Origin of the sequence: Pseudomonas sp. R43(2017), from assembly GCF_002112345.1 — a bacterium.
Taxonomy (GTDB): Bacteria; Pseudomonadota; Gammaproteobacteria; order Pseudomonadales; family Pseudomonadaceae; genus Aquipseudomonas; species Aquipseudomonas kribbensis.
On sequence record NZ_NEHJ01000006.1, the window covers coordinates 1 to 12,021 of the forward strand.

13 protein-coding genes are annotated in these 12,021 nt (G+C 59.9%); 7 read left to right on the plus strand and 6 right to left on the minus strand.

The genetic code is table 11. The annotated features are described in order from the left end of the window. Positions 1-312 precede the first annotated feature (312 nt). Together rhtA and CAG02_RS17680 are read left to right on the plus strand one after the other, a co-directional pair. Positions 313-1,200, plus strand: a complete 888-nt coding sequence (gene rhtA, locus CAG02_RS17675; RefSeq protein WP_085710677.1) for a threonine/homoserine exporter RhtA — start codon at positions 313-315, stop codon at positions 1,198-1,200. A gap of 169 nt (positions 1,201-1,369) precedes the next feature. Further along, complete coding sequence (locus tag CAG02_RS17680) at positions 1,370-1,651, plus strand: hypothetical protein (protein ID WP_085711012.1); 282 nt, start codon at positions 1,370-1,372, stop codon at positions 1,649-1,651. Positions 1,652-1,661: 10 nt separating this feature from the next. Here CAG02_RS17680 and CAG02_RS17685 read toward each other — a convergent pair whose 3' ends face one another. Then, the gene (locus tag CAG02_RS17685) at positions 1,662-2,231 is read right to left on the minus strand and encodes a TetR/AcrR family transcriptional regulator (protein ID WP_085710678.1); all 570 of its coding nucleotides are present in this window, start codon (positions 2,229-2,231) and stop codon (positions 1,662-1,664) included. A 92-nt stretch (positions 2,232-2,323) separates the two neighbouring features. Between CAG02_RS17685 and CAG02_RS17690 the strand changes: the two genes are divergently transcribed. Both CAG02_RS17690 and CAG02_RS17695 read left to right on the plus strand, forming a co-directional pair. Further along, positions 2,324-3,052: an SDR family oxidoreductase gene (locus tag CAG02_RS17690; protein WP_085710679.1), complete on the plus strand. Its 729-nt coding sequence runs from the start codon at positions 2,324-2,326 to the stop codon at positions 3,050-3,052. A gap of 33 nt (positions 3,053-3,085) precedes the next feature. Then, on the plus strand, positions 3,086-3,676 hold the full coding sequence (locus CAG02_RS17695) for a 2-hydroxychromene-2-carboxylate isomerase (RefSeq protein ID WP_085710680.1): 591 nt from the start codon (positions 3,086-3,088) through the stop codon (positions 3,674-3,676). Here CAG02_RS17695 and CAG02_RS17700 read toward each other — a convergent pair. After that, positions 3,673-4,671, minus strand: a complete 999-nt coding sequence (locus tag CAG02_RS17700; RefSeq protein WP_085710681.1) for a zinc-dependent alcohol dehydrogenase family protein — start codon at positions 4,669-4,671, stop codon at positions 3,673-3,675. The genes CAG02_RS17695 and CAG02_RS17700 overlap by 4 nt on opposite strands. A gap of 112 nt (positions 4,672-4,783) precedes the next feature. Here CAG02_RS17700 and CAG02_RS17705 point away from each other — a divergent pair, with 112 nt between their 5' ends. Further along, positions 4,784-5,692, plus strand: a complete 909-nt coding sequence (locus tag CAG02_RS17705; protein WP_085710682.1) for a LysR family transcriptional regulator — start codon at positions 4,784-4,786, stop codon at positions 5,690-5,692. On the opposite strand, the gene CAG02_RS17710 is transcribed toward CAG02_RS17705, so the two are convergent. The 4 genes from CAG02_RS17710 to CAG02_RS17725 form a co-directional block, all read right to left on the minus strand. Beyond that, entirely contained in the window at positions 5,685-7,493 is a 1,809-nt protein-coding gene (locus CAG02_RS17710) for an aminopeptidase P family protein (RefSeq protein WP_085710683.1), read from the minus strand. The genes CAG02_RS17705 and CAG02_RS17710 overlap by 8 nt on opposite strands. A 57-nt stretch (positions 7,494-7,550) precedes the next feature. Next, positions 7,551-8,717 carry an aminotransferase class V-fold PLP-dependent enzyme gene (locus CAG02_RS17715; RefSeq protein ID WP_085710684.1) on the minus strand — a complete coding sequence of 389 codons (1,167 nt, stop codon included), beginning with the start codon at positions 8,715-8,717 and terminating at the stop codon, positions 7,551-7,553. Positions 8,718-8,923: 206 nt separating this feature from the next. Beyond that, positions 8,924-9,538 carry a LysE family translocator gene (locus CAG02_RS17720; RefSeq protein ID WP_085710685.1) on the minus strand — a complete coding sequence of 205 codons (615 nt, stop codon included), beginning with the start codon at positions 9,536-9,538 and terminating at the stop codon, positions 8,924-8,926. 101 nt (positions 9,539-9,639) lie between these two features. Next, positions 9,640-9,909, minus strand: coding sequence for a hypothetical protein (locus CAG02_RS17725; RefSeq protein WP_085710686.1), 270 nt, complete (start codon positions 9,907-9,909; stop codon positions 9,640-9,642). Positions 9,910-10,297: 388 nt separating this feature from the next. Between CAG02_RS17725 and msuE the strand changes: the two genes are divergently transcribed. After that, a complete protein-coding gene (gene msuE / locus CAG02_RS17730) occupies positions 10,298-10,861 on the plus strand; it encodes an FMN reductase (RefSeq protein ID WP_085711013.1) in 564 nt (187 codons plus the stop codon). Between the two features lie 10 nt (positions 10,862-10,871). Continuing rightward, positions 10,872-12,017 (plus strand): FMNH2-dependent alkanesulfonate monooxygenase, encoded by a 1,146-nt coding sequence (gene ssuD, locus CAG02_RS17735; RefSeq protein ID WP_085710687.1) that lies wholly within the window; start codon positions 10,872-10,874, stop codon positions 12,015-12,017. Positions 12,018-12,021 lie beyond the last annotated feature (4 nt).

A 12,021-nucleotide genomic window follows, 5' to 3' on the forward strand; every position in this document is an offset into this window, starting at 1 on the left:
GAAGACCGAACCGTTGAAAGCGCCAGACAAACCGGCATTTCCAACTCCTTCCAGGCTTCGATGATCTGAAGCAATCCGCCATCGAAACCTACATAACTCATTGAATCTCAAGGAGTTTTCCGTTTCGACTGCGCCGGAAGTGGGGCGAATTATAGAGACTCAGAATCTGCCGTCAACCCTTAATTTGGTTTTTCTATCAGCCGAATCAAAAAGCCCGCTTATATATAGACGCAACACCAGCGAATGCGCAGTATATTGCCCATCACTCAGTTAGTGCCTTCTACTGCCTTTACTATCGGACGATGCCACGCAATGAACGACCAACCCCGCAGTCTTGTATCCATCCTGTTTCCGGTTGGCCTGATATTGATCGCCATGGCATCGATCCAGTCAGGCGCGTCTCTGGCCAAAAGCATGTTCCCCATCGTGGGCGCCCAAGGCACAACAACGCTACGCCTGATGTTCGCCAGTGTGATCATGCTGCTATTGCTGAGACCCTGGAGGGCAAAGCTGACGGCCAGATCGCTACGAACCGTGATCGTGTACGGTATGGCGCTGGGCGGCATGAACTTCCTCTTCTATATGTCCTTGCGTACCGTCCCGCTCGGCATTGCGGTTGCGCTGGAGTTCACCGGGCCGCTGGCCGTCGCCATCTACGCGTCCCGTCGTGCAATCGACTTTCTCTGGATTGCCCTTGCCGCCGTCGGATTGCTGCTATTGATACCAACAGGTGCAGCGACAGCTGGTCTCGACCTTACCGGTGTGGCCTATGCGCTGGGTGCTGGTGTTTGCTGGGCACTTTACATTCTCTTTGGTCAGAAGGCCGGCGCTGACAACGGCGTGACGACGGCGGCACTGGGCGTGATGATCGCAGCACTGTTCGTCGCCCCCATCGGCATCGTCCACGCCGGCGCCGCATTGCTGACGCCGTCATTGATCCCGATAGCCATTGGTGTCGCAATACTTTCCACCGCCCTGCCCTACACCCTGGAAATGGTCGCCCTCACCCGTATGCCCGCTCGTACTTTCGGTACGCTGATGAGTATCGAACCTGCATTTGGTGCGCTATCGGGGCTGCTGTTCCTGCAGGAATATCTCTCCTTGTCACAATGGATGGCCATCCTCTGCATTATTCTGGCTTCGGTCGGTGCAACGATGACCATGGGCAGTCATGCCAAGCCCGTGATTGCGGCGGATTGAGAGCGGTTGTAACGAAGGTCTGGCATTTGCCGCTCATTTAGGCCATGTTTAGCCTCGCAACTCAGCGCCAGATATGGACTTTTTTCGGATAGGGACATCGGAACGCGTCAAGCGAGAGCGAATGCAGGCAGACCCGAGCGCCAGACTCGAGGCCGCCATAAGGACGGTAATGAAACGAATTTTGATACTGATCGCCATACTCGCCATTTCGGGATGCGCGGCGACCTCCAAGGCTCAGGTAAAGCACGGCAAAAAAGGGCTGCACATCAACTGTTCAGGACTTTCATCCTCCTGGGACAAGTGCTACACCAGTGCCGCCAACTCCTGCGCGCCGAAGGGTTACAAAGTCATCGCAAAATCCGGGGATGCGGTGGAGGAGCCGGGTGATTATCCCTTCGGCCTCAACCCCGCCGGCTATACCAGCCGAAGCATGATCGTTATCTGCAAATAAGCTACCGCCGCTATTGTGCTCGCTGAACAGCGAGCTGGCGGCCAATCTCTTCGTGACTGGATTCGAGCACCCGCTGCTGAATCTGCGGGGATGCCAACATCCGCGCCACCACCAATGCCCCGACACATTGCGACAGAATCGCCCAGGCCAGGCTGTCGCTCTCCAGAATCTGCGCCCAACTTTCCTGAAGCCGACAAATCCACAGCTCCGCCTGTTCCCGCACAACAACATCCGAGCGCGCAATCTCGGCGCCCAATGCCGGTAACGCGCAACCCAGCTCAGGTTGCTCGACATGAGCCATGCTCAAATACAGCTTCAGGCACCGCTCCAACCGTTCGCGATCCTGCTCACCCCGCCCGCCCAGCCGCTCCAGGCTCTGGCACAACTCGCGCTCGACAATAGCCGCGAATAACGCGTCCTTGGATGAGAAATGGCTGTAGAAAGCCGCGCCACTGAGGCCGATCGCCTTCATCAGTCCGTCGACGCCCATGGTTGAAAACCCGGCTTTTTTTGCAGACAGCGAGCTGCTTTGCAGTAGCTTTTCTTTGGTTTCAAGCTTGTGACCGGCGGAGTACCGCATGTATTTGCCCTCGCAATGGACTGCCTTGACGCTGGGCAAATCCTAGCATAACGTTCGTTCACTTAACGATCGTTTACTAAAGGGATCCACCCATGAATAACAAGAAGGTCGTATTGGTTGTCGGTGCTGGTGATGCCACGGGCGGCGCCATCGCCAAGCGGTTCGCCAAAGAAGGTTTCATCGCTTGCGTCACACGTCGCAGTGCCGACAAATTGCAGCCATTGGTGGAAGCCATCCAGGCAGAAGGCGGCGAAGCCCACGGTTTTGCCTGCGACGCGCGCAAGGAAGAAGACGTGATTGCGCTGATCGAAGATATCGAAACCCGCCTCGGTCCGATCGAAGCATTCGTTTTCAACATCGGCGCCAATGTGCCTTGCAGCATTCTCGAAGAAACGGCACGCAAGTATTTCAAGATCTGGGAAATGGCCTGTTTCTCCGGATTCCTCAATGCCCGCGAAGTCGCCAAGCGCATGGTCACGCGCCAGCGCGGCACCATTCTGTTCACCGGTGCTACCGCCGGGCTGCGTGGCGCTTCCGGTTTTGCCGCATTCGCCGGCGCCAAACATGGCATCCGCGCACTGGCGCAAAGCATGGCCCGGGAACTGGGCCCTATGAACATTCACGTCGCCCACATCGTGGTCGACGGCGCCATCGACACCGACTTCATCCGCAGCAATTTCCCCGACAAGTACGCCACCAAGGATCAGGACGGTATTCTCAATCCCGAGCACATCGCCGAGAACTATTGGTACCTGCACAGCCAGCCAAGGGACGCCTGGACTTTCGAGCTGGATCTGCGCCCCTGGAACGAACGCTGGTAACCCCTCCCAATAACAACAATGAGTGCAGCGATCATGAGCAAAACCGTGGAGTTCTACTTCGACCTCGGCAGCCCCGCCACCTATCTGGCGTACACCCAGCTGCCAGGAATCTGCGCCAAGACCGGCAGCCAGCTGATTTATATTCCGATGCTGCTGGGCGGCGTATTCAAGGCCACCGGCAACGCCTCACCGGCGATGATCCCGCCCAAGGGCCGCTACATGTTTCAGGACCTGGACCGCTACGCCAAGCGCTACGGCGTCCCCCTGAAATTCAACCCGCACTTTCCGATCAACACCCTGATGCTGATGCGGGCGGTGACCGGCATTCAATTGCGCCACCCGGAGCGCTTCCAGGCGTTCATCGACTGCCTGTTCAAAGCGTTGTGGGTTGAGGGTCGCAGCCTCGATGAACCGGCAACGGTTGCAGCGGTGCTGACCGAACATGGCTTCAATCCTGAGCAGGTACTGGCATTGACCAATGATGAAGCGGTCAAGACTGCCCTCAAGGACAACACCGAGACAGCCGTGAAACGTGGCGTTTTCGGTGCACCGAGCATGTTCATCGATAATCAGTTGTTCTTCGGTCAGGACCGGCTCGACTTCGTTGAAGAAGCCCTGCGCTAGATCTCTACCACCAGACGTCCCCGGGCTGCTTTCGATGAAAGCAGCTCATGGGCCTCGCCGGCTGATTCAAGCGTAAAACGACGCGCATCAAGCAGCGGCTTCACCTCTCCGGCTTCAATCAACAAGGCAGCCTGGTGCAAGATCTCGCCATGATGCTCGCCACCCTTTCCAGTCAGCAGAGGCATCAAGGTAAACACGCCAGAGTAGGTCGCCCCCCGGAATGACAGCGGCGCCAGACTATGCTGCCCCCAGCCCAGGCAACTCAGGACATGCCCGTGGTAGATAAGCGCAGCCTTGAAGGACGCATCCAGCGTTTCGCCGCCCACCGTGTCGTAAACGATGTCAAACCCCTCCCCGGCCGTGTACTCGCGGACATAGTCGTCAACCGACATTTCACGGTAATCAATGAACGTCGCACCATAACCTTCAATGATCTCGCGTTGCCCTGCGGAACCTGTCGCAAAAACCTCGGCACCAAACGAGCGGGCAATTTGCACCGCCACATGCCCGACGCCACCCGCCCCACCGTGAATCAATACTTTTTTCCCGGCACTCACCCGTGCCCGATCCACCAAGCCTTCCCACGCCGTAATCAGCACCAGCGGTAACCCTGCGGCCTCACGCATGCTCAGATTGACCGGCTTACGCGCAAGAAGCCGCGCATCAACCACCGCAAATTCCGCCAGCGAACCCTGCACGCCGCCAATGCCGGTCGCCAACGCATAAACCTCATCGCCCGGCACCCAGCCCGGCACACCCTCGCCCACCGCTTCAATCACACCCGCCAGATCCAGCCCCAGCACTGCCGGCAACGGCTGTCGAGCATGGGCGGCCTGCCCGGCACGAATTTTCAGATCCAGCGGATTCACACCACTGGCCTTGATCCGCACCAATACCTGCCCGGCACCCGCCACGGGGCGTTCAAGGGAAACCAAGCGTAGCGGCCCATTGGCGGCGTCCACTATCAGGGCATTCATGTGCAGTGAGTCAGTCATTTCGGTCATTCCTGTGGGAGAAAGTGAAGCCATGTTCTCCCAACCTAACCATGCCGATAAGACACCGAATGACTATAGTGATCATGCCAATCTGGCATGAATGAGGCGCTTCGTGGACAAGCTCAACGCAATGGCAATCTTCGTCCGGGTGGTCGAGCGCGGCAGTTTTTCCGCCGTGGCCCGGGAGTTGCGGACCACCCAACCCACCATCAGCAAGGTTCTGCGCGCCCTGGAAACCCAACTGGGCGGCAAGCTGATTGCCCGCAGTACGCGCAAGCTGTCGCTGACCGATGAAGGTCAGCGGTACTACAACGAATGCCGGAATATTCTTGCAGCGGTGGATGCTGCCGAACACAGTTTTCAGTCTGGCCGCGAAACAGTCGCCGGGGCGTTACGCATCGGCTCGTCAGTCAGCTTCGGCCGCCTGCAGATCGCTCCAAGACTCCCCGATTTTCTCAAGCTATACCCACAGGTTCAGATCGACCTGCACCTGAACGACCAGAACCTGGATCTGGTCAGCGAAGGCCTGGATGTAAGCCTGCGCATCGGAGAATTGAACGACAGTGGCATGATCGCCCGGCGCATCGGCACCACACATCGTGTCACCGTCGCAGCACCTGTTTATCTGCAACGCCACGAACATCCGCAATCGCCGCAGGATCTGGCGCAGCACAACTGCCTGCAATTCAACCTGCTCGAATCGCAAAACCTGTGGACTTACGAAAAGGACGGCCAGCGCCACGAGGTGCGCATCAAAGGCAACGCCCAGAGCAACAACTCCGAGGCGATCCGCGAAATGGTCCTGGGGGGATTGGGGATTTCGCTGTCACCGGTCTGGCTGTTCAGCGAGGACTTGAAGGCCGGTCGAGTGGTTGCCCTGTTGCAGGACTACCAGACCCGATCACTGCCGATACACGCGGTGTCCCCGGCGAACCGTCGCCAGTCCGCCAGGGTCAACGCGTTTGTCGAGCACATGACCCGGGCGCTGGCAACAGCACCCGAGCTTCAACCCATCAAATAGCGGCAGTACGCGTGTTCAGCCACGCCAGCGCCTCACCGCTGAGCAACGGGCTCAAACGCTCGCGCACTTCGGCGTGATAGGCGTTGAACCACTGCTTCTCTTCCTGCGTGAGCAAGGACGGTTCCAGGCAACGGGTGTCGATCGGGCACAGGGTCAGGGTTTCGAACTTGAGGAATTCGCCGAACTCGCTGCTTCCGGCAACTACGTTCATTGCCAGGTTCTCGATCCGCACACCCCAGCGACCCGGACGGTAAGTACCCGGTTCGATGGAGGTGATCATCCCCGGTTGCATGGCGGTTTGCGGCGCAGGCGCAGCCTGATAGGCAATCACCTGCGGACCTTCGTGCACATTGAGGAAATAACCTACGCCGTGACCGGTGCCATGGCCGTAATCCACGCTCTCGGCCCAGATCGGCGCACGGGCAATCGCATCCAGCAGCGGCGACAGAATGCCTTTCGGGAAATGCGCACGGGACAACGCAATCACGCCCTTCAACACGCGGGTGCAGTCACGTTTCTGTTCTTCGCTCGGCGTGCCGACCGCCACCATGCGTGTGATGTCGGTGGTACCGCCCAGGTATTGGCCGCCGGAGTCGATCAGCAGCAAGCCGTCACCCTCGATTACCGCGTGTTCTTCCGGGGTGGCGTGGTAATGCGGCATCGCGCCGTTGGCGTTGTATGCAGCGATGGTGTTGAAACTCAGCGACACATAATCCGGACGACGCTCACGGGCAGCCGTGAGTTTCTCGTCAATGGTCAGCTCGGTAATGCGCTCGCGGCCCCAGGCCGATTCCAGCCAGGTGAAGAACTCGCACAGCGCCGCGCCGTCCTGCTCCATCGCCTGACGAATGTGCTCGGCATCCGCCGGGCTTTTTTGTGATTTGGCCAATGTGGTCGGATTCAGGCCTTCAACCAGTTTCACGCCACTGTCGAGGTTGCCCAGCAGGCCGCTGGTCACCCGCGCCGGATCCACCAGCAGGCTCGCGCCGTTCGGGATCGCAGCCAAGGCCTCGGCGACTTCGCTGTAGTCGCGCAAGGTCACGCCGTCTTTTTCCAGCACGGTGCGCAGATCAGCGTCGACCTTGCTCAAGGCTACAAACAGCGTGGCCTGTTGTTGACCGATCAAGGCAAAAGAAACGAACACCGGGTTGAACGACACATCGCCGCCACGCAGGTTGAACAGCCAGGCGATGTCGTCGAGGGTGGCGATGAAGTGCCAGTCGGCGCCGCGTTCCTGCAGGGTTTCACGCAGCTGGGCGAGTTTCTCGCCACGGCTGACGGTCGCCTGCGGCGGCAAGTGTTGATAGATCGGCGCGTTCGGCAGACCCGGACGGTCGCTCCAGACTTCGTTCAACAGGTCGAGGTCGGTACGCAGGCTGGCGCCCCGCGCTTCGAGCTTGCTGCTCAGGGTCCGCGCCGACGCCACGGCCATTACCGCGCCATCGACGGCGACCACGCCACCTTCCGGTGTCTGCTCGGCGAGCCAGTCCAGCGGGCTCGGCTGACCCGGTTGCAGCTTCACCAGTTCGATGCCGCTGCCCTTGAGCTCCTTGGTCGCCTGTTCCCAGTAACGACTGTCAGCCCAGACCCCGGCGAAATCGGTGGTGACAATCAAGGTGCCGACCGAGCCATGGAAACCCGACAACCATTGCCGCCCCTGCCAGTAACCCGGCAGGTACTCCGACAGGTGCGGGTCGGCGGACGGCACCAGCAGAGCGTGGATGCCTTCGCGACGCATCAGTTCGCGGGTGTGCGCCAGGCGCTGGGGAACCGTTCCTTCGGTCAAAGTCTGGGTACTCATCGTGTCTCCTGCCAATCACTTCATCGTTATTGTTCGGTGCCGTTCGAAGCCGGCTCGTTAAAGCCCTGTCGCCCAGAATGCCGGAGCACTGGCGCAGGCGGTCTTGATCAGATCTACAGCTTTGTCGATGTCCTCAGCGGTGGTGAAACGGCCGAGGCTCAGGCGAATGGTACGGCCGGCCAGATGGGCATCGTGCCCCAATGCCAGCAAAACGTGGGACGGTGTATTGCTGGCGGAATTGCAGGCCGAGGTCGCGGAAAACGCGATCGAATGGCTCAGCGCCGCCGGGTTGAACTCGCCTTCGCCGAAGGTCAGGCTCAAGGTGTGCGGAATTCGTTGAGTAACGCTGCCATTGAGGCGTACGCCGGGCAGGCTCAAGAGTTGTTCGAGCAGACGCTCGCGCAATGCAACGATAGTTTTCTTCTCGTCATCGAAAGCCTCGGCGGCCAGGGCAAACGCCGAGCCCATCGCGGCGATCTGGTGCGTCGCCAACGTCCCGGAACGCAATCCACCCTCGTGGCCACCACCGTGAATCTGCGCCTGCAAACGCTGCTGCGCACGCGGGCCGACATACAACGCGCCGATGCCTTTGGGGCCATAGAGTTTGTGGGCCGAGAACGACATCAGGTCCACCGGCCATTGCGCCAGATCGATCGCGACCTTGCCGGCGCCCTGAGCCGCATCGACATGGAACAACGCCCCGCGCCCGCGCACCACTTCGCCGATGGCCGGGATGTCGTTGACGGTGCCGAGTTCGTTGTTGACCAGCATCAGCGACACCAGAAAGGTGTCATCGCGCATCGCTTCGCTGACCGCTTGCGGAGTGATCAGGCCCTCGGCATCCGGCACCAGATAGGTCACGGCAACACCGGCATCCTGCAATTGCCGGGCGGTATCGAGGATGGCCTTGTGTTCGATCTGACTGGTGATGATGTGGCCGCCGGACACCCCACGGGCCTGGGCGACGCCCTTGAGGGCAAGGTTGTTGGATTCAGTGGCGCCGGAGGTCCAGACAATCTGTTGCGCCTGGGCGCCGACCAGTTCGGCGACTTGCCGGCGAGCGTTCTCGACCGTTTGCCGGGCCTGCTGGCCAAAGGTGTGGGAACTGGAGGCCGGGTTGCCGAAGTTACCGTTGAAACCCAGACACTCGATCATCACCTGGATGACCCGCTCGTCCACCGGAGTGGTGGCGGCGTAATCGAAATACAGCGGACGTGTGTTCATAAAAAGACTCGCAGAGCGTGTTCCGGGATCAGGAAGCTCGTGTCTACAAACGGCACGACGCAGCCTTGTGAGCTGCGTCCGGGTTCGAGAGCGTCATCAATACCTGATCGGATGCCGTTAAAGAAGAACAACTTCATTTAAAAGTGCGTAGGAACGCTCCTGAACGCGACTTTAACAGGCATCGGGCCGGCGGTTGTAGCACTGCGTCAGCTAAAGCTTTCAAGGAGTAACGGATACAGCGAAATCACCAGCAGCGCCGCCATGCCCCAGTTGAACACCCGCAACCAGCGACGATCCTTGAGCACGTTGCGCAGCAAGGTCCCGCACGCCGCCCAGACGCCGACGCTCGGCAGGTTGATGATGGCGAACACCGCCGCAATCACAATCACGTTGGTGAAATAACCCTGCATCGGCGTGTAGGTACTGATGGCACCGATGGCCATGATCCACGCCTTGGGATTGACCCACTGGAAGGCCGCTGCGCCGAGGTAGCTGATCGGTTTCGCCTCGCCGGATTCGCTTTCGCCGACCGGGCCGGAATGGGCGATTTTCCACGCCAGGTACAGCAAATACGCCGCGCCCACATAACGCAGAACCGTATAAAGAAGAGGATAAGTCTGGAACACCGCGCCCAGACCAAAACCCACCGCCACCACCAGCACAAAGAAACCGCAGGTAATGCCGAGCATATGGGGAATGGTGCGGTTGAAGCCGAAATTCACCCCCGATGCCAGCAACATGGTGTTGTTTGGTCCCGGTGTGATCGAGGTGACAAGGGCAAACAGGGCAAAGCCCAGCAGCAGGTCGAGCGAGAGGGTCATGGCAGGCAGTCCGTCAGGGTCATTCAGGTGTTGACCCTATCCCACGGCGCCGCGCAAACCCACGGACAGTTGGGTAAAACTTCGAGCAGTACAGTTTCGGATCAGCTAGGACGACCGTGCAGCTGTATGGTCCGCTCCGCGCTCATTTCACCCTTGTTATCAAACCCGAAAGGCTTCTGTGGCTGGCCGAGCAGTTCGGCTTTTTTCACCTGGTATTCCTCGAAGGACAAGCCGCGACGGTTCAGGCTTTCGAGGGCCAGTTCGCGGGTTTCTTCCGCCGTGTAAGGGCGAAGTTCCGGGGAAACGTGGCTCGCGCAACCGGCGAGAACGGAGACAGCGAGCATCAGAGAAACAGTCAGTAAACGATTCATGGGAGCGTCCTGGCGAGCAGTGTGGGTCGATGGAGAAAGGCTACGCCCGGGCTCGTCGCGGCAGAAATCAACGCTCTCAATAGTGGCTATCAGGTTTCCGACAGATCAGCTTCGAATATTCAAAAACAATCTATCAATATCAATTAACAGTCTTTTACGGAATAACAGTCAGCCCTTATAAATCCTTCATCGCGTTCGGCACTGTTGCTCCAGCAACTGTTTCCCAGGCAACAGCGGTTCAACAAACCGACCTGATAGTCACAGGACCACAGCCCCCGACAACGCTCAAAGCCCCGGAATACGGGCCTTCCAGGAATTGGTACAGCGCTTGCTCTGCTCCAGTGACTACTCACTGCTCGCCGAGCAACTGTTGAAAAAGGAACTGACCATGTCGCGTCCATTGAAAGTCGTTGCCCTGTCCGGCGGAACCTGGCGTCCATCGCGCACCCTGGTGCTGACCCAGGCCCTGCTGACCGAATTGTCCGGGCACCTGCCCGTCGAGAGTCATCTGATCGAACTCGGCGACATCGCCCGCCCGCTCGGCGTCGCACTGTCGCGTCAGGAACTGCCGGCGGAAATCGAAGCCGAGCTGCAAGCCATCGAACAGGCTGACCTGTTGATCGTCGCGGCGCCGGTGTATCGCGGTTCCTATCCGGGACTGCTCAAGCACCTGTTCGACCTGATCGACCTGAATGCGCTGATCGACACCCCTGTGCTGCTCGCCGCCACCGGTGGCAGCGAACGCCATGCGCTGGTCCTCGATCACCAGCTGCGCCCGCTGTTCAGTTTCTTCCAGGCCGTGACCCTGCCGATCGGCGTGTACGCCACCGAGGCCGATTTCGCCGACTACCAGATCACCAGCGAACCGCTGAAAGCGCGCATCCGTCTGGCCGCCGAACGCGCCGCGCCGCTGTTCGGTGCACACCTCAAACCGTTGCTGAAAATTGCTTAAGGAGCTGTTCATGGATGTTTTCTGGTTCCTGCCGACCCACGGCGACGGCCACTATCTGGGCACCACCCAAGGCGCGCGCCCGGTCACCCTCAATTACCTGAAACAAGTGGCGCAAGCCGCCGACAGCCTCGGTTACCACGGTGTGCTGATTCCCACCGGGCGATCCTGCGAAGACTCGTGGGTGATCGCCTCGGCGCTGGTGCCGTTGACCGAACGCCTGCGTTATCTGGTGGCGATCCGTCCGGGGATCATCTCGCCGACCGTCTCGGCGCGCATGGCTGCGACCCTGGATCGACTGTCCAACGGCCGCTTGCTGATCAACGTCGTGACCGGCGGTGACCCCGACGAAAACCGTGGCGACGGCAGTTTCCTCAGCCACAGCGAACGCTACGAGGTCACCGACGAATTCCTCAAGATCTGGCGCCGCGTGTTGCAAGGCGAAGCGGTGGATTTCGAAGGCAAACACCTGAAGGTACAGAACGCCAAAGCCCTGTATCCACCGGTGCAGAAACCCTACCCGCCGCTGTATTTCGGCGGTTCCTCCGACGCGGCTCACGATCTGGCCGCCGAGCAGGTCGACGTGTACCTGACCTGGGGTGAACCACCGGCCGCCGTCGCCGAAAAGCTCGCCGATGTGCGTGAACGCGCCGCCCGTCACGGGCGCAAAGTGAAGTTCGGCATTCGCCTGCACGTGATCGTGCGCGAGACCGCCGAAGAAGCCTGGAAAGCCGCCGACAAACTGATCGAGCACATCAGCGACGAAACCATCGAGGCTGCACAGAAATCCTTCTCGCGCTTCGACTCCGAAGGCCAGCGGCGCATGGCCGCCCTGCACGACGGGCGCCGCGACAACCTGGAAATCGCCCCCAACCTGTGGGCCGGCGTCGGCCTGGTGCGCGGCGGGGCCGGCACTGCATTGGTGGGTGATCCGCAGCAGGTGGCGGAGCGGATCAAGGAATACGCGGACCTGGGCATCGAGAGCTTCATCTTCTCCGGCTACCCGCATCTGGAAGAGGCCTACCGTTTTGCCGAACTGGTCTTCCCGCTGCTGCCCGAGCCGTATGCAAGCCTGGCCGGACGTGGCGTTACTAACCTCACCGGGCCGTTCGGCGAAATGATCGCCAACGATGTTCTGCCCGCCAAAGCCAACGCCTGAGGAA